The 22,183-nt window shown below is 68.0% G+C and carries 22 protein-coding genes and 1 tRNA gene; 9 read left to right on the top strand and 14 right to left on the bottom strand.

Annotated elements, in window-relative coordinates; all coding sequences use genetic code 11:
* Positions 1–165: 165 nt before the first annotated feature.
* The 4 genes from ffh to ACW172_RS05440 all read left to right on the top strand — a co-directional run bounded on the left by ffh (position 166) and on the right by ACW172_RS05440 (position 3,728).
* Positions 166–1,707: a signal recognition particle protein gene (ffh, locus tag ACW172_RS05455; protein WP_492034175.1), complete on the top strand. Its 1,542-nt coding sequence runs from the start codon at positions 166–168 to the stop codon at positions 1,705–1,707.
* A gap of 28 nt (positions 1,708–1,735) precedes the next feature.
* Positions 1,736–2,311, top strand: coding sequence for a 30S ribosomal protein S16 (rpsP, locus tag ACW172_RS05450; protein WP_492034174.1), 576 nt, complete (start codon positions 1,736–1,738; stop codon positions 2,309–2,311).
* 116 nt (positions 2,312–2,427) lie between these two features.
* Positions 2,428–2,958, top strand: coding sequence for a ribosome maturation factor RimM (gene rimM / locus ACW172_RS05445; RefSeq protein ID WP_492034173.1), 531 nt, complete (start codon positions 2,428–2,430; stop codon positions 2,956–2,958).
* Between the two features lie 65 nt (positions 2,959–3,023).
* A complete protein-coding gene (locus tag ACW172_RS05440) occupies positions 3,024–3,728 on the top strand; it encodes a glutathione S-transferase N-terminal domain-containing protein (RefSeq protein ID WP_492034172.1) in 705 nt (234 codons plus the stop codon).
* Here ACW172_RS05440 and ACW172_RS05435 read toward each other — a convergent pair.
* The 8 genes from ACW172_RS05435 to trhA form a co-directional block, all read right to left on the bottom strand.
* Positions 3,706–3,900 (bottom strand): hypothetical protein, encoded by a 195-nt coding sequence (locus tag ACW172_RS05435; protein ID WP_492034171.1) that lies wholly within the window; start codon positions 3,898–3,900, stop codon positions 3,706–3,708. The two genes, ACW172_RS05440 and ACW172_RS05435, sit on opposite strands and share 23 nt — an antisense overlap.
* Complete coding sequence (locus ACW172_RS05430) at positions 3,900–4,097, bottom strand: hypothetical protein (protein ID WP_492034170.1); 198 nt, start codon at positions 4,095–4,097, stop codon at positions 3,900–3,902. Before ACW172_RS05430 ends, ACW172_RS05435 begins: the two co-directional genes overlap by 1 nt.
* A gap of 290 nt (positions 4,098–4,387) precedes the next feature.
* Positions 4,388–4,564, bottom strand: coding sequence for a YegP family protein (locus ACW172_RS05425; protein ID WP_374037556.1), 177 nt, complete (start codon positions 4,562–4,564; stop codon positions 4,388–4,390).
* A gap of 129 nt (positions 4,565–4,693) precedes the next feature.
* Positions 4,694–5,992: an ATP-dependent protease ATPase subunit HslU gene (gene hslU, locus ACW172_RS05420; protein ID WP_492034169.1), complete on the bottom strand. Its 1,299-nt coding sequence runs from the start codon at positions 5,990–5,992 to the stop codon at positions 4,694–4,696.
* Between the two features lie 22 nt (positions 5,993–6,014).
* Positions 6,015–6,905: a DUF4440 domain-containing protein gene (locus ACW172_RS05415; protein WP_492034168.1), complete on the bottom strand. Its 891-nt coding sequence runs from the start codon at positions 6,903–6,905 to the stop codon at positions 6,015–6,017.
* A gap of 206 nt (positions 6,906–7,111) precedes the next feature.
* Positions 7,112–7,525, bottom strand: coding sequence for a hypothetical protein (locus tag ACW172_RS05410; RefSeq protein WP_492034167.1), 414 nt, complete (start codon positions 7,523–7,525; stop codon positions 7,112–7,114).
* Complete coding sequence (gene phaR, locus ACW172_RS05405; protein ID WP_492034166.1) at positions 7,525–8,187, bottom strand: polyhydroxyalkanoate synthesis repressor PhaR; 663 nt, start codon at positions 8,185–8,187, stop codon at positions 7,525–7,527. Before phaR ends, ACW172_RS05410 begins: the two co-directional genes overlap by 1 nt.
* A gap of 110 nt (positions 8,188–8,297) precedes the next feature.
* Entirely contained in the window at positions 8,298–9,002 is a 705-nt protein-coding gene (trhA, locus tag ACW172_RS05400; protein ID WP_492034165.1) for a PAQR family membrane homeostasis protein TrhA, read from the bottom strand.
* A gap of 155 nt (positions 9,003–9,157) precedes the next feature.
* Between trhA and ACW172_RS05395 the strand changes: the two genes are divergently transcribed.
* On the top strand, positions 9,158–10,345 hold the full coding sequence (locus ACW172_RS05395) for an acetyl-CoA C-acetyltransferase (protein WP_492034164.1): 1,188 nt from the start codon (positions 9,158–9,160) through the stop codon (positions 10,343–10,345).
* 3 nt (positions 10,346–10,348) lie between these two features.
* On the opposite strand, the gene ACW172_RS05390 is transcribed toward ACW172_RS05395, so the two are convergent.
* The 3 genes from ACW172_RS05390 to ACW172_RS05380 all read right to left on the bottom strand — a co-directional run bounded on the left by ACW172_RS05390 (position 10,349) and on the right by ACW172_RS05380 (position 14,333).
* Positions 10,349–10,480 (bottom strand): hypothetical protein, encoded by a 132-nt coding sequence (locus ACW172_RS05390; RefSeq protein WP_492034163.1) that lies wholly within the window; start codon positions 10,478–10,480, stop codon positions 10,349–10,351.
* Positions 10,481–10,997: 517 nt separating this feature from the next.
* On the bottom strand, positions 10,998–12,986 hold the full coding sequence (locus ACW172_RS05385) for a M1 family metallopeptidase (protein ID WP_492034162.1): 1,989 nt from the start codon (positions 12,984–12,986) through the stop codon (positions 10,998–11,000).
* A 60-nt stretch (positions 12,987–13,046) separates the two neighbouring features.
* Entirely contained in the window at positions 13,047–14,333 is a 1,287-nt protein-coding gene (locus ACW172_RS05380; protein WP_492034161.1) for a multidrug effflux MFS transporter, read from the bottom strand.
* 143 nt (positions 14,334–14,476) lie between these two features.
* Here ACW172_RS05380 and ACW172_RS05375 point away from each other — a divergent pair, with 143 nt between their 5' ends.
* From ACW172_RS05375 to ACW172_RS05360, 4 genes are all read left to right on the top strand, one after another.
* On the top strand, positions 14,477–14,647 hold the full coding sequence (locus tag ACW172_RS05375) for a hypothetical protein (protein WP_492034160.1): 171 nt from the start codon (positions 14,477–14,479) through the stop codon (positions 14,645–14,647).
* A 274-nt stretch (positions 14,648–14,921) separates the two neighbouring features.
* On the top strand, positions 14,922–16,043 hold the full coding sequence (locus tag ACW172_RS05370) for an HlyD family secretion protein (protein ID WP_492034159.1): 1,122 nt from the start codon (positions 14,922–14,924) through the stop codon (positions 16,041–16,043).
* Positions 16,040–17,659 carry a DHA2 family efflux MFS transporter permease subunit gene (locus ACW172_RS05365; RefSeq protein ID WP_492034158.1) on the top strand — a complete coding sequence of 540 codons (1,620 nt, stop codon included), beginning with the start codon at positions 16,040–16,042 and terminating at the stop codon, positions 17,657–17,659. Before ACW172_RS05370 ends, ACW172_RS05365 begins: the two co-directional genes overlap by 4 nt.
* Positions 17,659–18,252 carry a TetR/AcrR family transcriptional regulator gene (locus ACW172_RS05360; RefSeq protein WP_492034157.1) on the top strand — a complete coding sequence of 198 codons (594 nt, stop codon included), beginning with the start codon at positions 17,659–17,661 and terminating at the stop codon, positions 18,250–18,252. Before ACW172_RS05365 ends, ACW172_RS05360 begins: the two co-directional genes overlap by 1 nt.
* Before the next feature lie 18 nt (positions 18,253–18,270).
* On the opposite strand, the gene ACW172_RS05355 is transcribed toward ACW172_RS05360, so the two are convergent.
* The 3 genes from ACW172_RS05355 to ACW172_RS05345 form a co-directional block, all read right to left on the bottom strand.
* Positions 18,271–18,355, bottom strand: a tRNA-Leu gene (locus tag ACW172_RS05355).
* Positions 18,356–18,422: 67 nt separating this feature from the next.
* Positions 18,423–19,577 (bottom strand): metallophosphoesterase, encoded by a 1,155-nt coding sequence (locus ACW172_RS05350; RefSeq protein ID WP_492034156.1) that lies wholly within the window; start codon positions 19,575–19,577, stop codon positions 18,423–18,425.
* 84 nt (positions 19,578–19,661) lie between these two features.
* Entirely contained in the window at positions 19,662–22,055 is a 2,394-nt protein-coding gene (locus ACW172_RS05345; RefSeq protein ID WP_492034155.1) for a TonB-dependent receptor, read from the bottom strand.
* Between the last annotated feature and the right edge of the window lie 128 nt (positions 22,056–22,183).

Raw genomic sequence — 22,183 nt, 5'->3', positions numbered from 1 at the left:
TTGAACCTGCGTCTCCACCTGCACGTCCCCATCTTCGCGATGGACGAGGCAGGCGAGAAACCTCTGCCGACGTGATCGTCGCCAGGGGCCGTTTCGCTATGGAGACCGGTTCAGGCGCGGAAATCACGGCCCGCGCCAATCCCGGCGAGGCTGACGAGGTAGTGAATGTTCGAGGCTCTGAACGAGCGGCTGACAGGCGTTTTCGACCGGATCACCGGCCGCGGCGCCCTGTCCGAAAAGGATGTCGCCGAGGCGATGCGCGAAGTGCGCGTGGCCCTGCTGGAGGCCGACGTCGCCCTGCCGGTGGTCAAGGACTTCATCGCCTTCGCCACCGAACGCGCCACGGGCGAAGAGGTCATCCGCTCGGTCAAGCCGGCCGACCAGGTGGTCAAGATCGTCTATGACGGCCTGATCGAGATGCTGGGCGGCGAGGAGCCGGTCGGCCTCAACACCAACGCCACGCCCCCCGCCGTCGTCCTGATGGCCGGCCTGCAGGGCTCGGGCAAGACCACGACCTCCGCCAAGCTGGCGCTGCGACTGACGAAGTTCGATCGCAAGAAGGTCATGATGGCCTCCCTCGATACGCGTCGCCCGGCGGCGATGGAGCAGCTGGCCACCCTCGGCAAGCAGATCGAGGTCGCCACCCTGCCGATCGTGGCGGGCGAGAGCGCCGTCCAGATCACCAAGCGGGCCCTGACGTCGGCGAAGCTTCAGGGCTTCGACGTCCTGATCCTCGACACCGCCGGCCGCATCACTCTCGACGAGGGTCTGATGGCCGAGGTCGCCGAGGTCGCGGCCATCGCCAATCCCGTCGAGACCCTGCTGGTCGCGGACAGCCTGACCGGTCAGGACGCCGTCCGCACCGCCAAGGCCTTCCACGAACGCCTGCCCCTGACCGGCCTGGTCCTGACCCGCGCCGACGGCGACGGCCGCGGCGGCGCCATGCTGTCGATGCGCGCCGTCACCGGCCTGCCGATCAAATACATGGGCTCGGGCGAGAAGGTCGATGCGCTGGACGTCTTCGACGCCCGCCGCGTCGCCGGCCGCATCCTGGGTCAGGGCGACATCGTCGCCCTGGTCGAAAAGGCGTCGCAGGAACTCGACCAGGCCAAGGCCGAGAAGATGGCCCGGAAACTGGCCAAGGGTCAGTTCGACCTCGATGACCTGGCCGCCCAGTTCCAGCAGATGAAGAAGATGGGCGGTCTTCAGGGCATCATGGGCATGCTGCCCGGCGTGGCCAAGATGAAGAACCAGATGGCCGACGCCAATATCGACGACCGGTCGATCGCGCGTCAGGAAGCCATCATCTCCTCGATGACCAAGGCCGAGCGCAAGAAGCCCGACCTTCTGAACGCCAGCCGCAAGAAGCGCGTCGCCGCCGGCGCCGGCGTCGAGGTCCAGGACATCAACCGCCTGCTCAAGCAGCACCGCCAGATGGCTGACATGGTCAAGTCCATGTCCAAGGGGGGTCCGCGCAAGATGCAGCAGATGGCCGCCATGCTGGGCGGTCTCGGCGGCGGCGCTGGCGGCGGTATGCCCGGCATGGGCGGCCCCGATCTCAACCGTTTGAAGGCCATGGGCGGGGGCAAGATGCCCGAACCCTCGGCCGACGAAATGAAAGCCATCCAGGACCGGCTCGCCGGTCTGGGCGGCGGACAACTTCCGGGAGGCCTGCCGGGCCTTCCGGGCTTCCCACCCAAGAAATAAGACTTCGATTTAAAGAAAGAGACTGAAAATGCTGAAGATTCGTCTGGCCCGCGGCGGCGCCAAGAAGCGCCCCTACTACCACATCGTCATCGCTGACTCGCACGCCCCCCGCGACGGCAAGTTCATCGAGAAGGTCGGCGCCTACAACCCGATGCTGCCCAAGGACAGCGCCACCCCGCGCGTCACCCTGAAGGCCGACCGCATCGCCGAATGGCTCGGCAAGGGCGCCCAGCCGACCGACCGCGTCGCGCGCTTCATCTCGCAGAGCCAGGACGAAACCCTGGTCGGCAAGGTCAAGTGGACCCAGTCGAACAACCCGAACAAGGGCACGCCGGGCAAGAAGGCCCAGGAACGTTCGGCCGAACGCGCCCAGCGCGAAGCCGACCGCGCCGAAGCTGAAGCCGCCGCCAAGGTCGAGGCCGCTGAAGCCGCCGTCCGCGCCAAGGAAGAAGCCGCCGCTGCCGCCGAAGCCGCCAAGAACGCTCCGGCCGTCGAAGAAGCTCCGGCTGAAGAGGCTCCCGCCGCCGACACCGAAGGCTCCGCCGAAGTCAGCGTCGAAGAGGCCCCGGCCGAAGGCGCCGCCGAAGAAACCACCGAGGGCTAAACCCCTTACCGCTTGCCCCGGCGAAAGCCGGGGCCGGCTGGAGAAAGGCAGTGTCCGGTATCCGGGCGCTGCCTTTCTGCTATCTGGCGACACACGGATCGAACGGAGCGGCCACGATGGCGCAGAACGACCAGAAACTCATCCTCGTCGGCCATGTCGCCGGCGGCTTCGGGGTGAAGGGCGAGGTGCGGATCACCGCCTATACCGCCGACCCCCTCGCCCTGACCGAATACGGTCCCCTGCTGCGGGCCGACGGCTCGCATGGCCTGACCGTGACCGCGGCCCGCGCCACCAAGGACGGCGTCGTCGGCCGGGCGAAGGAGATCGCCACCAAGGAGCAGGCCGACGCCCTGCGCAATCTGAAACTCTACGTCCCCCGCGACCGCTTCCCTGAGCCGGAAGAGGACGAGTTCTATCTCGCCGACCTCGTCGGCCTGGAAGCCCGCGATCCGGAAGGCGTGGCGCTGGGCAAGGTCAAGGCGGTCCAGAATTTCGGCGCCGACGATATGCTCGAAATCACGCCCAGCGCCGGCGGCCAGACCTGGTATCTGCCCTTCACGAAAGAGGCCGCGCCCGAGCTCCACATTGCCGACGGCTGGCTCCTCGCCGTCCGCCCGACCGAGACCGGCGACCGCGAACCGGATTGATCGGTCCGAGCTTGCGGCGACGCTTTCGTCTCCCGACATAGGGGCTCGCCACGAGAGGGAGCCCCATGGCCGATCTGTCCGCCTTTGCGATCACCAACCAGTACCCGGCCAAGGACCCGACGGTCCTGCAGTACTACGGCCTGCCGACGCCCAACGGCGTGAAGGTCTCCATCATGCTGGAGGAGATCGGCATCCCCTATGAGGTCCACCTCGTGGACATCATGAAGAACGAGACCTGGACGCCCGACTATCTGTCGCTCAATCCGAACGGCAAGATCCCGGCCATCCTCGATCCCGACGGCCCCGGCGGAAAGCCTCTGCCGCTCTGGGAATCCGGCGCCATCCTCATCTATCTGGCCGAGAAGACCGGCAAGCTCCTGCCGACAGATCCGGCGGCCCGCTACGAGACCCTCCAGTGGCTGATGTGGCAGATGGGCGGCCTGGGCCCGATGTTCGGCCAGCTCGGCTTCTTCCACAAGTTCGCCGGCAAGGACTATGAGGACAAGCGTCCGCGCGACCGTTACGCCGCCGAATCCAAACGTCTGCTGGGCGTGCTGGAGAGCCGCCTTGAGGGGCGCGACTGGATCATGGGCGACGACTACACCATCGCCGACATCTCCATGATCGGCTGGGTCCGCAACCTGATCGGCTTCTATGAGGCGGCCGAGATCGTCGATTACGCGAGCCTGAAGAACGTCCCGCTCTGGCTGGAACGGGCGCTGGCCCGTCCCGCCGTGCAGCGCGGGCTCACGATCCCCGCGCGCTCTTGAGCACCACCACATGGCCGGGGTGGGATTCCGCCTCGGCCATGGCGTGACGCAGGGCGGCGCGGCGGTCGGTGAAGATCCCGCTGAACAGCCGGTCGCTGGATTGCAGCCGCCAGCGCGGACCGTCGGGAATGACCTCGATCACCGCCGGCGGCGTCTGAAGAGTCACGGCCATCAGCGGGCCCTTTCGCCATTAAGGGCGTCGGCCTGTTTCTGCAGCGACTTCGCGATCCGCTCGGCCGCCCGGCGGCTGCGGAAGGGGCGGGTGCAGGCGCCGTTCAGCACCACGCTCCAGCCCCCCGCCCGGGCCACGACCTCATAGTGACGCGGAGCGACCGCGCGCGGCCGGGTCTCCGAAATGCCCCCCGACATCATTTGGCGGCCCTCCGGCTGACCGGCTCGGAGGAGGTCGATCCAGAGCGTGGCGCGGCCCCAAAGGCGGCGCCCAGAACGATCAGCGCCGCTCGCCAGCAGGTCCATGGGGAAGGCTCCGGCGAGGCGGATTTGATAGGCGACATGGGAAGATGTCCTTTCGCACGGACATCACTCCCGAACCCCGTAAGCGCGCCATGCCGAAACCCGGGCGGGGCATAAGGCGGGCATAACGAAAAGGCCCCGCGGACGAACCGCGGGGCCTCATCTGTCGTGGCTGTCGAGCCGGACTATTCGATCTCGACGGTTTCCGCGTCGCCGACGTGCTTCTTGATCGACTCGATCGCCCGCTTGGCGCCCGACTTGTCGGAGTAGCCCTCGGTCGAGAAGATGATCTCGGAATTGTACTTGAACCGGACGCGGAACTCGCCGGCCTTGTCCTTGTAGACTTCGAACTTGTGCGCCACGGGGCGTCTCCTTGATTTCACGGCCCTGTCGGGCCCCGCCAAGCTGGAGCGGATCAGCCCCGGGGGTCAATCGCGAACTGTCGGCCGCCGCACACAGGCGCGTGAGTTACAATTGCCCCCTGCGTCCGGTCAGAGGATGTACCGGCTCAGATCGGCGTTCTTGGCCAGGTCGCCGATCTTCTCGCGCACCTGATCCCCGTCGAAGGTCAGGGTCTGGCCCGACAGGTCCGAGGCCTTGAAGGAGGTCTCCTCCAGCACCCGTTCGATGACGGTGACCAGACGCCGCGCGCCGATGTTCTCGACCTGGCCGTTGGCCGCCACCGCCGCATCGGCCATGGCCTCGATGGCGTCGGGGGTGAAGGCGAGCGTGACCTCCTCGGTCGCCAGAAGGGCCTGGTTCTGACGGATCAGATTGGCTTCGGGCTCGGTCAGGATGCGCACGAAGTCATCCCGCGTCAGGGCCTTCAGCTCGACCCGGATCGGCAGCCGCCCCTGCAGTTCGGGCAGCAGGTCCGAGGGCTTGGCCACATGGAAGGCGCCCGAGGCGATGAACAGCACATGGTCGGTCTTCACCGGTCCGTACTTGGTCGAAACGGTGGTTCCCTCGATCAGGGGCAGGAGGTCGCGCTGCACGCCTTCGCGCGACACATCGGCGCCGCCGCGATCCTGACGGCCGGCGACCTTGTCGATCTCGTCGAGGAAGACGATGCCCTCCTGCTCGGCCAGGGTTACGGCGTCGCGGGTCAGGCTGTCCTGGTCCAGCAGCTTGTCGCTCTCCTCGGTGATCAGGGGCGTCAGGGCCTCCTTGACCGTGGTGTGGACCGACCTGGTGCGCGGCCCGCCCATCTTGCCGAGCATCTCCGACAGATTGATCATTCCGACGCCCCCGGCGCCCATATCCATCCCTTGCATCGGCGAGCTCGTGTCGGCCAGGTCGAGGGTGATCTCCTTGTCGTCCATCTCGCCGGAACGGAGCTTCTTGCGGAAGCTGTCCCGCGTGGCCGGGCCCGAGCCGGGGCCGACCAGGGCGTCGAGGATCCGCTCCTCCGCCGCCGCCTCGGCCTTGGCCCGCACACCGGCGCGGCGCGTGTCGCGGACCATGATCAGGGCCGCCTCGACCAGGTCCCTCATGATCTGGTCGACGTCGCGGCCGACATAGCCGACCTCGGTGAACTTGGTCGCCTCGACCTTCAGGAAGGGGCTGCCCGCCAGCTTCGCCAGACGTCGGGCGATCTCGGTCTTGCCGACCCCGGTCGGGCCGATCATCAGGATGTTCTTGGGCGTCACCTCGTCGCGCAGATCGGCGGGCACGCGCTTGCGCCGCCAGCGGTTGCGCAGGGCCACGGCGACGGCGCGCTTGGCGTCGTGCTGGCCGACGATGAAGCGGTCGAGTTCGGAAACGATTTCGCGGGGGGACAGATCGGTCATGACGTCCAGATAGGGCGTCGGTTCAGCTTGCGGGAGGGGGCTGCGTCGTCACGCGCAACGGCGGCGGCGGAACGCCCGGCACAAGCTGGACGAAGACCAGCTTCCAGACTTCGTCCGTGTCACGCCGCCAGACCCGCACGAACCAGCCCTGATGCAGGGCGTTGTCGGCGTCCCAGGCCGCCTCGCCATAGGTCCAGACCAGATCGCCCGCGTCCGAGGCGCCGCCCCCGGTCATAGGTGCGAACAGGAAGGCTTGCGGCCAATGGGACAAAACCTCCCCGGCCTGCGTGAGCCCCGCCGCCGGCGCCCGGCGCGCAACATAGACCCGGGCATCCTCGGCCAGGACGGCCAGATGGGCGGCGCGCTGGTCGGTCCCGGCGGCTTCGGCCAGATCCGCCTCGACCTCGCGCACAGCGGCGAGAGCCGTGTCCGGCGTCATCGGGGTCGTGGCGCCCGGGATCATGGCGACCGGCTCCGTCTCCGGGCCGGGGACGCCCGCCGCCGTCGCGCCGGATCCGCCGTCATAGACCCACTTCCACGATCCGTCGGCCTGCCGCTTCCAGACCGTGAAATAATGCCCCGTCCGGCGGCCCCCGACCTCGACCCCGCCGGTGGTGAAACCCAGGTCCCCGGACCGCGCGATGCCCGCGAAGTTCGGCCACCAGCTCAGGCTCGGCTCGCCCTCGGGGCGCTCACGGTCGGGATAGGTGGCGCGCACCGTCGAGGCGCGGCCCTCGTCGAAGACCACGGCGTCATCGACCGACCAGTGGGTGAAGCCCCGATTGATTCCGACCCGGGCGGTCTCCGCCGCGAAAGCGCGCTCGGCCGCGACGACGGGCGCCGGATCAGCCGTCTGAGCGACGGCGGGCGCGGCGACAGCCACGGCGGCGAGGAAGGCAAAGGTTCGGATCATGCTCGGTCTCCAGACCCGCATTGATCCCCGGCCGGGCCTCCCCGACCAGTGAATTCCGCGACAGGTTCTAGAGCAGGGCCGCGAAGATCAGGGCGACGACGATCACGTCGAAGGCGCGGAAGGCGGAGCTGAAGGCGAGGGACATGGGCGCGGACCACGTGAGCGGGACAGTTGCCTGTCTTCACTGCAAGCCTCACGCCAGTCTCTCAGATGTCCGTGCGCTTGGTCGTCCCGGCCGGCGGGCGGCGGTCCTTCTCACCCGCATATTCGGCGCCGAGGTAGGTGGCGCGGGCCGCGTCCAGCACCACGGGGCCGCCCTTGATGCCGTTCCTCTGCCCGCCCTGGCCCAGCATCTGGGCCGAGAAGGCGGCGGCCGCCGCCGCGGCGTCGGCCGTCGAGACCGTCCGGGCGGCAGGGCCTGCCGGGTCATGGTGAACGGGCTTGCCGACCGGGACCAGATCGCGCGAGGCGCTTTCCTTCTTCGCCCTTCGGTCGGCCGAGCGGCGCTCCTGTCCGCGCCGGTCGTCGGCGTTGGCGCGGGTCACCGAGGGGATGACGGCCCCGCCGCCGACCCCGTTCGCGCCCCCGACCGGGCCGATGGGCGGGATGCGGTCGGTCATCAGTCGCCCTTGCCGCCCTTGGACGCCTTGGGCGGGGTGGAGATGCGCTCGATCTGGGCGCGCATCTCGTCCATCTGCCGGCGCATCTCGGCGAGAGGGTCGTTGGCCGCCTCGGGTGCGGCCGATGGCGCGGCGTCGGGCGCGTCCTTCGCCGCCTCCGGCTCGGGCCGCGCGCCATAGGCGCCGCCGAAGGCCGGGAACATCTTCATGGCGTTCTGGAAGATGGCCATGTTCTGTTTGACCGCCTCCTCCATCAGGGAGCCCGTCGAGCCGCCGCCGAAGGCCTTGGCCATCTGGGCGCGGTACTGCTCCTGCTGGCGTGAGAAGTTCTCGAGCGACATCTCCAGGTAGGAGGGCAGGACCCCCTGCATCTGACCGCCGTAGAAGCCGATCAGCTGGCGCAGGAACTGGACGGGCAGCAGGGCCTCGCCCCGGCTCTCTTCCTCGAAGATGATCTGGGTCAGGATCTGACGTGTCAGCTCCTCATTGGTCTTGGCGTCGAACACCACGAACTCGACCCCGTCCCGGACCATCTTGGCCAGGTCCTCCAGCGTCACATAGGCGCTGGTCGAGGTGTTGTAGAGACGGCGGTTCGCATACTTCTTGATGACGACCACTTCGCCCGTCCTGGTCTTCCCCGTCTGGGGTTTATCGTCGGCCACGCCAATCAACTCCCTTTGTATCTTTTCCTCAGTATCCCGCAGTGCGAAGACGGACGCCAGCGCAATATTTCGCGGCGCACAAGCGGGTAATGCTCAGGTTTGACAAGGGCTTAGGCGAACTGGGGCGCGAGGACGACGCCCAGCAGCACCGCGACCCAGTGCACCCCGGCCCCGGCGACGACGAAGCCGTGCCAGATCGCCCGGCGGTATTTGACGCGCGGACTGATGAAGACGAAGACCCCGGCGGTATAGATCAGCCCGCCCAGCACCAGCAGGCCCAGCGCCACCGGATGCACCGTCTCCAGCATGGGCTTGAGGGCGAAGACGGCCAGCCAGCCGAACAGCACATAGACCCCGCTCCAGAAGGCGTCGGAGATGCGCGGCGCGACCAGCTTGGTCGCCACCCCCGCCCCCGCGATCAGCCAGACCGCCAGGGTGAAGCCGATCGCCCACATCCCCTCGAACCGCTGCGTCGTGAACGGGGTGTAGGAGCCCGCGATCATCAGGAAGATGGCCGCCTCGTCCATCCGCCTCAGTACGGGCCGCGCGGCGCAGGGGTTGGTCCAGTTGTAGATGGTCGAGGTCGTCAGCATGGCGATCAGACAGACCGCATAGACGGCCGTCGCGATGATCGTTCCCGGCCCGCCATAGACGGCCGCCAGTCCCGCCAGGACGATGCCGCCGACGCCGGCCAGAGACAGGCCCGTCACATGCACCCAAAGGTCCGCCAGCCGCTCGGCGCGCGTCTGGTAGTGATCGATCATGTCCAGCGCGTCAGGCGTGCAGACATGGGTGAACAGGGATCGCAAACGCATCTTCATGGCCCCATCAAGCCCACGACCGTTCGGTTCGTTCCCTCCATCTGCGCGCGACACGATGACCATCCGCTGAATCCGGCTTAAAGGTCGTGACGAAAGCCCCGGGATGCGGCAGAAACGCCACGCAGAATTTCCTCAGTGAGTGAATAAACATGACCTCCGCTGTCTCCGACGTCGTCATCGTCTCCGCCGCCCGGACCCCGGTCGGCGCCTTCCTCGGCGGCCTGTCGAGCCTGCCGGCCTCCAAACTGGGCGAGATCGCCATCAAGGCGGCGTTGGAGCGGGCGGGCGTCGCGGGCGCCGAGGTCGATGAGGTCATCCTGGGTCACGTGCTTCAGGCTGCCGCGGGTCAGGGCCCGGCCCGTCAGGCCTCGATGGGCGCGGGCGTGCCGAAGGAGACCCCGGCCTGGAGCCTGAACCAGATCTGCGGCTCGGGCCTGCGCGCCGTCGCCATCGGCGCCCAGCAGATCGCGCTCGGCGATGCGAAGATCATCGTCGCCGGCGGTCAGGAGAGCATGAGCCAGGCGCCCCACGCCCAGCATCTGCGCACCGGTCAGAAGATGGGCGACATCGCCCTGGTCGACACCATGATCAAGGACGGTCTGTGGGACGCCTTCAACGGCTATCACATGGGCCAGACCGCCGAGAACATCGCCGCCGAGGCCCACATCAGCCGCCTCGCCCAGGATGAGTTCGCCGTCGCCTCCCAGAACAAGGCCGAGGCCGCCCAGAAGGCCGGCAAGTTCGCCGACGAGATCGTCCCCGTCGTCATCCCGGGTCGCAAGGGCGACGTCACCGTCGATCAGGACGAATACATCCGCCACGGCGCGACGCTTGAGGCCATGGAGAAGCTGAAGCCCGCCTTCACGAAAGACGGCACGGTCACCGCCGCCAACGCCTCAGGCCTCAATGACGGCGCCGCCGCCCTCGTCCTGATGTCGGCGGAAGACGCGAAGGCGCGGGGTCTCGAACCCCTGGCCCGCATCGCCTCCTGGGCCACCGCCGGCGTCGATCCGGCCGTCATGGGCACCGGCCCGATCCCGGCCTCGAAGAAGGCGCTGGAGAAGGCCGGCTGGACCGTCGCCGACCTCGACCTCGTCGAATCCAACGAGGCCTTCGCCGCCCAGTCGCTGTGCGTGCTGAAGGAGCTCGGCCTCGACGCCTCCAAGGTCAACGTCAACGGCGGCGCCATCGCCATCGGCCACCCCATCGGCGCCTCGGGCGCCCGCATCCTGACCACCCTCCTGTTCGAGATGAAGCGCTCGGGCGCGAAGAAGGGCCTCGCCACCCTCTGCATCGGCGGCGGCATGGGTGTCGCCATGTGCGTGGAGCGGGCTTAAGCCTCAGTCGTAGTCGCCGCGGCGCTTCCGTTTGGGCTTCTTGAGGATCCCGCGCCGCATCAGCGGATCGCGGATCGACAGCCAGACGAGGACGCCGACGGCCCCCGCGACGATGGCGTAGAACAGCAGTTGCATCGCTTGCCCCAAAGCGAACCTGACATGCGCAATTGACGGCGCCGGCCACGCGCCGCCTCATCGGGGGATGCCCTTCTCCCCTTGCGGGAGAAGGTGGCGGCCGAAGGCCGACGGATGAGGGGTCACGCAGGCGTGTATGGTGAGGAAGCCGCGCTCACGTCTGGCGGGGCACAACCCCTCATCCGACCTCGCTGCGCTCGGCCACCTTCTCCCGCAAGGGGAGAAGGATCAGATTGGACGCGCATATTCGCGCGCAGAAACCCCCGCCGGATCAGCGCTCTACCTGATCACCACTCCATTCGACCTGGCACGCCCCGCACAGGTGCTACCCTTCGCGCGGGTCTTTGACATCGCCATCCGCCGCCGGCGCGCGCCGTTGCACTCCGATTGCACCCGAGTGCAACGAACCCCGTTCTGAAAACTTGCGTGAATCCAGCCGTCTGCGGGGCGAACCTCTCGCCCCGCTTTCAGCTTTGCACTTTTTGCACCCGGTTTTTTTCGAGTGCAGAACCGGCGGCTACTGCCCCGCCGGCTTGCCGATCAGGGCGTCGACCGAGCCGGTGGTCACCGGGTGATAGCCGGGCCGGGCGCGGGCGTAGATGCGCGTGGCCAGCGGACGGCCCCAGTCGCCCTCCTTCCACAGGCTGGTGAACAGCGGCATCACGAACTTGCGCCGTCCCTGCGAGGTCAGGAACCGTTCCAGCGTCGGCACCGCCGGCTGATAGCGGTGGGCCACGGCGATCTGCAGCCAGGCGAAGGTCAGCTCGGAGTTGCCCTCGTGCTCCAGGTTCAGGGTCTGATCGAGGTCCGCCAACTGCTGGTTGGTCATCCAGTCGGCCCCATCGCGCAGGTTGGCAGGCCGCCACTGCAGGAAGCGCTGCCGCTGCTGGGTGCTCCAGTCCTTCCACGGGATGGCCGAGGCCGGGCCGCGGTCGGCGAAGAAGGCCGTCGCGGCGCGGTCCACGGCGTCGAAGTCGGCTGAGGTCGGGGCCACGGCGTTCGACGGCAGGCCGGGCTGATAGACCCATTCGTCCAGCTTCAGCTGCTGCTCCAGCGCCTGATCGCCCTTCACCAGATTGGCGCGGATGTCCTGCAGGAACAGCTCCGAGGTCATCGGCCGGAAGGCGTTGCGGTCGAAGTAGCCCTTCAGCCAGGCGTCGAAGCGCTGACGGCCGACGATCCGCTCGATGGTCTCCAGGAAGGCCGCGCCCTTCTCATAGGCGATGTCGGTCATGCCGTCGTCCGGGTCGCGCCCGGTCAGGTCGAGGTGCAGCCGGGTGTCCGCCGCCGGCTGGGTCTTCAGCTGCTCCTGCAGGGAGTCCCAGCCGAGGACGCGCTCCTGCTGGGCGCGGGCGGGGCTGTAGACGGCCTCCATGATCCGGTTCTGGAAGTAGGTGGTGAAGCCCTCGTTGAGCCAGAAGTCGGCCCAGACGGCGTGGGTCACCGTATTGCCCGACCAGCTGTGGGCCAGCTCGTGCGCCACCAGCGAGACCAGCGACTTGTCCCCGGCGATAACCGTCGGCGTCGCGAAGGTCAGGCGCGGGTTCTCCATCCCGCCGAACGGGAAGGAGGGCGGCAGGACCAGGACGTCATAGCGGCCCCAGCGATAGGGGCCGTACAGGGCCTCGGCCGCGTCGACCATCTTGCCCATCTCGGCGAACTCGGCCTTGACCGCCTCCAGACGGCTCGGCTCGGTCCAGACGCCCACGCGGCCGCCTTCCGAGGCGAAGGCCAGGTCGCCCACGGCGATGGCCATCAGATAGGGCGGGATCGGGTTGGTCATGCGGAAGCGGTAGCTGTGCATGGGCTGGCCGTTCAGGGCCGGGGCGCGCTCGCCGTTCGGCGTCAGCATCTCGGCGCTCATCACCGCCTTCAGCGCCTCGGGGACGGTGATGGTGGCGGAGTAGGTCTGGCGGATGCCCGGGCTGTCCTGGGTCGGGACCCAGGTCCGGGTCAGGATGGCCTCGCCCTGGCTGAACAGGAAGGGCTGTTTGCCGCCCGCCGTCTGGGCCGGGGTCAGCCACTGCAGGGCCGCCGCGTCGGGCTTCGTCGCGTAGTCGATGAAGATCTTGCGGGTCTCGCCGGCCGCGAAGGCCGGGAAGGTCACGGTCAGGCTCTGGCCCAGGATCGGGTCGGCGGCGCCGAGGACGAACTGCAGCGGCCCCTTGGCGTCGCGCACGGCCTTGATGTCCAGGTTGCGGCTGTCCAGCACGATCTGGGTCGCGCCCGGCTCGGCGGTGATGTCCAGCGCCGCCGTGCCCGACAGGGTGTGGGCCGCGAAGTCGGCGGTCAGGTTCAGGTCGACGTGCTTGACCCGCGCGATCTGCGGCTGGGCGTAGGAGTGGATGTCCTTCGGATAGGTCACCGGCGCGGTCGCCGAGGCGGGCAGCGGCGGCATGTCCGAGGCCGGATCGGCGGCGGGCTGCTGGCAGGCGGCGATCGCCAGCACGCCCGCGAGGGCGGCGCTCAGCGCGAGGAGGGACACGGCGGTCTTGCTGCGGGACATGGAACGCTCCGTTGAACTTCGGCGCGGACCTGAAACCCGTTGGGCCCCGAGATCAAGGGCTTATTGAGCGGCGGCAGGAACCGGGTTGTGCGGCACGAACAGCCGTCCGCGTTCGGCGAACAGCACCGCGACGATGGCGATCAGGCCGCAGCAGGTGAAGCCCACGATCATGGGGACCACGGTGCCGTTGAACTGCTGGCCGATGGCGAAGCCGGTCAGGGAGCCGATGATGGTCGACATGAAGCCCTGGGCCGAGGAGGCGGTGCCGGCGATATGGCCCATCGGCTCCATGGCCATCGAGCCGAAGTTGCCGGCCAGCAGGCCGAAGCAGAACATGGTCATGGCCTGCAGGATGGCGAAGCTCCAGATCGACTCGTGGCCCGAGATGACCACGGTGGCGTGGACGGCCGCGATGCCGGTGAAGCCCAGCAGGGCGGTGTGGCTGATCTTGCGCGAGCCCAGCTTGACCACGATCCGGGCGTTGACGATCGAGGCGATGGCGATGCCGCCGGCGATCACGGCGAACACGGTGGTGAACAGGCCGGGGGCCTTGAACACGTCGTAGAAGATCTGCTGCGAGGAGTTGATGAAGCCGAACAGGGCGCCCTGTACCGCCGCCATGGCCAGGGTGTAGCCCATGGCCTGACGGTTGGTGATCACCGCCTTGAAGGCCCCGGCGATTCGCTTCGCCTCGATCGGCAGCCGGTCTTCCGGATGCAGGGTCTCGGGCAGGCGCAGGCCCGCCCAGACCATCAGGGCGATCCCGGCGAAGGCGAGGACGGCGAAGATGCCTTCCCACGGGGCGATCAGCAGGATCAGCTGGCCCAGCGAGGGGGCCAGGATGGGCACGCCGAGGAAGACGAGGAAGCTCAGGGACATGACCCGCGCCATGGTCCGGCCGCTGAACCGGTCGCGCACGATGGAGACGGCCAGCACCCGCGTCGCCGCCGAGCCCAGCCCCTGTCCGACCCTGGCGATGATCAGGGTCTCGAAGCTCGGCGCCAGCATGGCCACCACGCTGAAGGCCACATAGATGCCCACGCCGATCATCAGGATGGGCTTGCGTCCGAACCGGTCGGCCAGCGGCCCATAGACGATCTGGGCCACGCCGAAGCCCAGCAGATAGGCGGTGACGATCCACTGCCGGCTGTTCTCCGACGCCACGCCGAGCGCGTCGCCCATCGCGGGCAGGGCCGGCAGCATCGAGTCGATCGCCAGGGCGTTCAGCGCCATCATCAGGGCGATCATGCAGACGAACTCGGGGAAGCCCGGCCCCTTCGCCGCGACCCTAGCCTCGGCCTCGAATTCGGCGGCGTCCGTGGGGGTCTGGTCAGAGGGCCTCGTCATGCCGTGACCCATGCGCCACGGACAGCGTCGCCGCAACCACAGAGGCCGGAAAATGCTGCGCCGCAGCATTATTTGACTGGCCCATTTTACAATCTGGCCTACGGTGAAGGCGGCTCTTCACTCCTGCAGATCGACAACGGCGCATGATCGTCCTCGGGGTTCTCATCATCGTGGTCTTCCTGGGCGCGCTGCTCTGGGACTACCTTGGCCAGCCGACCAAGCTGCGCCATCTCGGCCGCCGCCGCGGTTCGATCGGCAAGTCGCGCGGCGTCTCCTCTCGCAACCGCGACAAGAACGCCCCCGGAGCCGACTGAGGCCTGCCGCCCCAGCCTTGCTGACAGGGCGCCTGATCCCCACATTCGCAGCGCGAGCGCCGGCCCTCAGCGGGGTGGGCTCCGACCCCTGTCCGTGGCCCCTGTCCGTGGCCCCTGTCCGTGGCCCCTGTCCGTGGCCCCTGTCTGAGGCCAAACGGACACAGGCGCCCGGCTGTCGAAATTCCTTACAGCTTGTGAGGTTGTTTTCTGGACGATTGGGTCTATTTAACGCCCGTTCCTCCCCGAACGCCTGTTTCCCAACATCTGGTCGTCCATGCCCGCTGCACCCGCTCTCAAGAACCGCCTGCCCCTGATCGTGGCCGGCGTCGTGGTCCTCGCCCTGATCATCGGCGGCTTCTTCTGGTGGCAGAACAAGCAGCGCTGGGAGGCGACCGACAACGCCTTCGTTCAGGCCGACACCACCATCGTCAGCCCCCAGATCAACGGTTACGTCACCGAGGTCCTGGTCAGCGACAACCAGCGCGTCGAGCCCGGCCAGATCCTGGTCAAGCTGGATGACGCCGACGCCAAGGCCCAGCTGGCCCAGGCCGAGGCCAATCTGGCGGCCCTGGTCGCCGCCGTCGGCAATGTCGACGCCCGCGCGGTGCAGGAGCAGGCCACCATCGCCTCGCGCGCCGCCGCCGTCCGCTCGGCCCAGGCCAACGCGGCCCTGGCCGAGGCCCGCGTCGACCGCTACGGCAAGCTGGCCCAGCAGGGTTGGGTGTCGCAGCAGGGCATCCAGACCGAGCGCGCCGGCGCCCAGACCGCCCAGGCCTCGGTCGCCGAAGCCCAAGCCGCCCTCTCGGCCGAACAGCACTCCATCGGCGTCCTGGGCTCGACCCGCGAACAGAGCGTCGCCGCCGTCGAACAGGCCCGCGCCGCCGTCGAGGTCGCGCGCACCAATCTGGACCGCACCGTGATCCGCGCCGCCAGCGCCGGCGTCGTCGGCGCCCGCAGCGTCCGCGTCGGCCAGTATGTCCGCGTCGGCGGCCAGATCCTGTCGATCGTGCCGCTGGGCGACGTCTATGTCGTGGCCAACTTCAAGGAGACCCAGCTGGATCGCCTGCGCATCGGCCAGACCGTCGAGATCAAGGCCGACGCCTTCCCCGGCCAGCATATCACCGGCCGCATCGACAGCTTCTCCCCGGCCACCGGCTCCGAGTTCGCCCTGATCCCGGTCGAGAACGCCACCGGCAACTTCACCAAGATCACCCAGCGCGTGCCCGTCCGCATCGTGGTCAGCCGCGCCAACGGCGGCGCCGCCCTGCGCCCCGGCCTGTCGCTGGAGGTCAAGGTCGACCTCAAGAGCCCCGGCGGGGTCAGCTTCGCCGAGGCCGCCACCGGCCAGACCCGTCTGGCCGACGCCTCGGCCACCCAATCGGGCGCGCACGAGTGACCGACGCCGCCGCCTCCGAGGGGGCAGTTCCGGCGGCGGGCGGCGGCAAGCCCGCCGCGCCTGTCGCGGGCCACCCCGAGATCAACTGGACCATGCTGCTGCTCGGCTTCGCCGGCATGGTCATCGGCCAGTTCATGGCCATCCTCGACATCCAGATCGTCGCGGCCTCCCTGCCGCAGATCCAGGCGGGCGTCGGCGCCTCGGCCGACGAGATCAGCTGGATCCAGACCGCCTATCTGATCCCCGAGGTCGTGATGATCCCCCTGTCGGGGTATCTGTCGCGGCTGTGGGGCACCCAGCGGCTGTTCCTGATCTCCTGCACCGGCTTCCTGATCATGTCCGTGGCCACGGGCCTGTCGAACTCGATTGACACCATGATCCTGTTCCGCGCGCTTCAGGGCTTCGTCGGCGGGGCCATGATCCCGACCGTCTTCGCCGTGGCCTTCACCGCCTTCCCGCCGGACAAGCGCGTCACGGCCAGTGTGGTGATGGGCCTGATCGTGACGCTCGCCCCCACCGTCGGCCCGACCCTCGGCGGTCACCTGACCGAGTGGCTGAGCTGGCGCTGGCTGTTCTTCATCAACGTCGTGCCCGGCATGCTGGTCCTGTTCCTGGTCAGCCGCTACGCCAACTTCGACAAGGGGGATCCGTCCCTGGCCAAGGGCTTCGACTGGTGGGGTCTAGGCCTGATGGCGACCTTCCTGATGAGCATGCAGTATGTGCTCGAGGAAGGCTCCAAGAACGACTGGCTGGCCGACAACCTGATCCTGATCCTGACCATCGTGGCCTCGGTCGCCGGCCCGGCCTTCGTCTGGCGCTCCCTGACCTATCGCAATCCCATCGTGGAGCTGCGGGCCTTCGGCAACCGCAACTTCATGGTTGGCGTCGTCATGACCTTCACCGTCGGCTTCGCCCTGTTCGGCGGCACCTTCCTGCTGCCGCTGTTCCTCGGGCGGGTGCGTCACTATTCGCCGTCGGAAGTGGGCACGACCATGGTCGTCTCGGGTCTGGCCATGTTCGCCACGGGCCCGTTCGCCGGCCGTCTGGTCCGGGCGCTGGATCCGCGCATCCTGATGTTCGGCGGCTTCATGCTGTGCGCCTGGGGCATGTGGGACGCGCGTCTGGTCACCGACGACTGGGGCTTCTGGCAGTTCGCCAGCGTCCAGGCCCTGCGCGGCGTCGGCGTCATGATCGCCATGATCGCCTCCCAGCAGGTGACGATGTCGACCCTGCCGCCGCACATGGTCAAGAACGCCTCGGGTTTGGTGAACCTGTTCCGCAACGTCGGCGGCGCCTTCGGCCTGGCCTTCCTGAACACCTCCCTGACCACCAATACCGCCGCCCACATGAGCGAGCTGACCAGCCGCATCAGCCAGTCCAGCGTTCAGATGCAGGATATGATGACCGGCATCGCCGACCGCTTCTCGACCTCCATCAATCCGGACGGGGCGGCCATGAAGGCCATCTACGGGATGATGCAGCAACAGGCGACGACCCTGGCCTTCGGCGACGCCTTCGCGGTGCTGGGCATCGGCTGCGCCGTGGCGGCCTTCGTCACCCTGTTCGCCCGGCCGGTGAAGCCCAATCCGTCCGCCCCGCCTTCGGACGCGCACTGATGCCCAGGGCCGCCGGTCAGATCGATCCGAGGAAGAGCGAGGCCATTCTCGAGGCCGCCGCCACCCTGTTCCACGAGCTGGGCGGGGCGGTGTCGATGGAGGCCATCGCGAAGAAGGCCGGGGTGTCGAAACAGACCCTCTACAACCGCTTCGCCTCCAAGACCGAACTGGCCCACGCCCTGGCCGAGCGGCGCTCCGAAGCCATCACCGCCCCCCTGCGCACCGAGGGCGATCCCGAGGCCGTACTGACGGCCCTGGCTGCGACCCTGATCGCCAAGGTCTGCAACGCCCACAAGACCGAGAGCCTGCGCGGCGTCGCCCTGATGTCGCCGTCCATCCCGGGCATCGCCCAGGCCATCTATGACGGCGGCCCGGCGGCCAGCCTGCGCCGCATCGCCGCCTGGCTGGCCGAACAGGACCGCAAGGGGTTGCTGAGGGTGCCGGACCCGGACCACGCCGCCGAGATGTTCTCGTCCATGGCCGTCGGCCACGGTCACCTGCGCGCCATGCTGGGTCTGGACCATCCCGAGGTCGACATCGAGGCCCGCGCCCGCGAGACGGCGCAACGCTTCATCCGCGCCTTCGCGGTCTGATCATCGATCTCTGAAGATTGGTGCCCCGGGTCGGGCTCGAACCGACACTCCTCTCGGAACCGGATTTTGAGTCCGGCGCGTCTACCAGTTCCACCACCGGGGCCCGCAAGAGGCTGTGACCTAGCCAGAGGGCGGGCTGGTGTCCAGAGAAACCGTCCCGCCGGCCTGTCTCAATGGCGGTTCAACAGCTGGGCCGGGAAGTCGAGTTCGAACTCGGAGTAGGTCGCCGCGACGCCGAAGGTCGCTTCGCCGTTGCGGCCCGCATAGCGGTCCAGCAGCGGGGAGTAGGTGTAGAAGCGGATCTTCCGGCGCTCCACGTCGAACTCCATGAAGCGCAGCCAGCCCCCGCCGCCGTTGGCCGAGCCCGCCTGACCATCCGGCCCGACCGTATTGCCCTGGAAGTCCTGCAGCACCTGATAGACGGGCAGGCCCGCGTCATTGCGGTCGATCCTCAGGTTCTCGCCCAGCGACACCCCCTCGACGGCGGGGGTATAGGCATGGCCGCTCAGGACCATGAAGATCATCGGGTTCTGGCGCACGAACCGGTCCCAGATCTGGTCGGGCGACAGATGGTTGGTCCCGGCGAACAGGCTGGTGGTCGAGTTGGACCGATCGGTCGCGCCGGTCTTCGACGGCGCCAGCCACTCGTGGGTCGAGATGATCACCGGGGTGTCCGGATGGGCGTCGATCACCCCTTGCGCCCAGTCGAGCACGGCCGGCGGCGCGTCCATCTCCAGCGACAGGTGCAGGAAGGGTTTGCCGTCGCCCTCGAAGGTTTGCCAGCTGTTCAGGCCGTTGTCGGTCGCCCCGCCGTACCAGGCCTTGCCGGCGAAGTGGCGCGAGGTCGGACCGAAGTAGAAGCTGAAGGCCCGGCCGCCGGCGAGAGGCCGCGCCGCGCCCGGCCCGCCGTCCTCGGCCCACCAGCTGTAATTGTCGTAGTCGTGGTTGCCCGGAACCATGCCGAAGGGGACGCCCGAGCGGCTGAGGATCGAGATGGCGTGGTTGGCGATGTCCCACTCCTCACGGGTGTCCATCACGCGGGCGGGCGCCGTGTCGGTGGCGGGCAGGCGGAACTGGCCGTCGCCGTGCTGGATGATGTCGCCGACGAAGGTGACGAAGGCGAGGTTCTTCGGCCCCTTCTGATCGGCCAGATACTGCATCTCGCGCGCGAAGGTCTCGGCGCCGCGCGGCTGGGGCAGGGCGATGTCGGAATAGTTCTGGGTGTCGGGCACGACCGCGACGGTGAAGCTCTGGGCCAGGGCCGATCCTGCCGTGAACAGGAGGGCGGCGGCGCCGATGATCGGCAGGATCTTGTGGGTCTTCACCGAGGGGTTCTCCCGAAAGCAGAAAGGCCCTCCCGCGCCGTCGCCGACGCGGAAGGGCCCTGAGAAGGTCAGCCCGAACGGGGCCTAGAAGTCAAAGCTGATCGTCGCGAACACCTGGCGCGGGGCCGAGGCGTGGAACACCAGGATCGAGCCGGCCGCATCGTCCGGCGCGAAGACGCTGCTATCGAAGTTCGAGGCGTAGCGCTCGTCGGTCAGGTTGGTGATGTTGACCGCGAACTTCGCGCCCGAGACCTCGGCGTCGAGGTCGTAGCTGAGACCCAGATCGAAGGTGGTGACCGCGTCGAAGCCCTGATCGTTCGTATAGGTATAGAAGCGCTCGCCCGTGTACTTGCCCTGGAGCGAGGCCGAGAAGGGCCCGTTGCGGACGGTCAGGACGGAGGCGATCAGTTCCTTCGGCGTATCCACCTGTTGCTTGCCGGCCGTCGCCTTGACCACACAGGTGGTGGTGCACCAGTTCAGATCGTCGTCATAGGTGGTCTCGTTGTACGAGGCCGAGTTGTACCAGGTCAGCCAGGGCAGGGGCTTCCACAGCAGGCCCAGCTCGACGCCGTTCGAGGTGACGCCGCCGGCGTTGTGGAAGGAGTTGCCGCAGCCCGGGTTCTGCTGCTGGTTGGTCGGGCAGGGGTTGTACTGCAGCAGGCGGTTCTCGAAATTGACGTGATAGGCCGCCAGCGAGACCTGCAGCGGGCCGCTGACATAGCGGTAGCCGGCGTCCCAGCTGCGCGAGGTTTCCGGCTCCAGATACTGGCCCTGGGCGTCCCAGACCGTCTGGGTCACCGATTGCGGCCCGAGTTTGAAGCCGCCCTGATACATGGCCATGTTCTCGGCATAGCTGATGTACAGCTCATGACCGGGGGCCAGCTGGTAGTGGACGCCGACCTCGGGGAGGAAGTTGTCCTCGGCGGTCAGGCTGCCGGTGGCGAACTGGCTGGTGGCCGGCGGGGCGTTGGTCGCGATGCCGCGGATCGCCTCGGCGTCGGACTTCGAGTACGTGCTCTTGAAGCCGAAATCGATGGTCAGGCGGTCGTCCAGCAGGCGCACGGTGTCCTGGACGTAGAACTGACGCGTCTCCCAGTCGGTCTCCTGAACCCACTGCGCCGTCGAGGGCGTGCCGCCGAAGAAGCGGCCCAGATCGATCGGACCCTTCACATCGGTGCGGATGTAGCGGGCGGCGCTGGAGGTGTTCTCCTCCAGCCAGAAGCCGGCCTGGATCTCGTTGAAGCCGATGTTCCACTTCAGGCTGCCGACCACGCCGTCACGGTCGATGGTGTAGCGGGTGTCGCGGATCTGGACCGGCAGGTCGTCGGCGGTCGAGGTCGTGCCCTGGTTGGACAGGCCCGCGATGAAGTTGTTCCCGGCGCCCTTGTCGGTGTGGCTGTAGACCTGAAGATGGGCGCTCAGGGCGTCGGTGATGTTGTAGTCGCCGGCCAGGTAGTAGAGCTCGTCGTTCCGCAGGATCTGGCCGTTGGTGTAGGTCACGTCCGACAGCTTCTCGGGCGCGGTCGAGGTCACGCATTTCGCGGCCAGCGAGGCCACCGAGCACGAGGCGCGGCTCAGATAGTCGGCCCAGTTCGGCGCATAGCCGGCCCAGTCCCAGCCCAGACGGCCCAGCATGTCCTTGGACAGATAGGCGTCGTCGGCCTGGTTGGTGCGCGAGATGTCGGCGAAGGCGGTGATCTTGCCGCGGCCGAAATCATAGATCGCCTTGGCGTTGATCTGCCGGCCGTCCGAGGTGTTCTGGTCCTTCTGGTTCACGAACAGGTCCTGCCGGGCGTACTGGCCCGACACATAGGCCGAGAAGCCGTAATGTTCGCCCGTGTCGAAGCGCAGGAAGCTGCGCAGCGAGGACACCGAGCCCATCGTCTGGCTGGCGCGGAAGTTCATGTCCCTGGTTGGGTTGGACGAGGTGTAGATCATCGCGCCGCCCAGGTTGCTGGTCGACGGAATGCTCAGGCCCGCGATGCCTGTGGCCAGATCGGCGCGGCCCAGGTTGTCCGAGATCAGGGCGCGGCTGATGGTCAGGCCGTTGTAGTTGTTATAGGCGCCGTCGCCGAGCGGCATGCCGTCCAGCGAATAGCCGAGGTGGGTGGTCGAGAAGCCGCGCACCTGCAGCGACAGCGACTGTTCGTTGACGCCCAGGGCGTCGATCGACTGGGCCATGACGCCCGGCAGGATGTTGAGCGCCTTCTGGATGCTGGTCCCCGGCGGCAGGGTGTCGAGGTTCTGCGGCGTCAGGGTCGAGACCGAGCGGGTCTGGCCAGAGCCGATGACCACGATATCGTCGACGGTGTCCGGCCCGGCCTCGGGGGCGGCGGCGTCAGGCGCGGTGGCCATGGCCAGGTCGGGGGTCGTATCCGGCGCGGCGACGTCGCCGGCGAAGGCCGCGCCGGCCGCCGTGGCCAGCATGGTTCCGGCCAGAAGCCCGGCCAGCCGGGTGTATTTGATGTGTGACAACATGACGCGATCCCCCCAAGGTCGGGGGAGGCTCTAGGCTTGGCCTGTAACGGCGCAGCTTCGGTTACATGACGGCAAGATGACTTTTGTGTTGCGGCGCATCCTGTGTTGGCAACCGTGTCTCCGGTGCA

This window comes from Brevundimonas sp. ALps5, from assembly GCF_058681645.1.
Note: the sequence above shows the minus strand (reverse complement) of the source record. Positions and strands in the feature narration are given on the sequence as shown.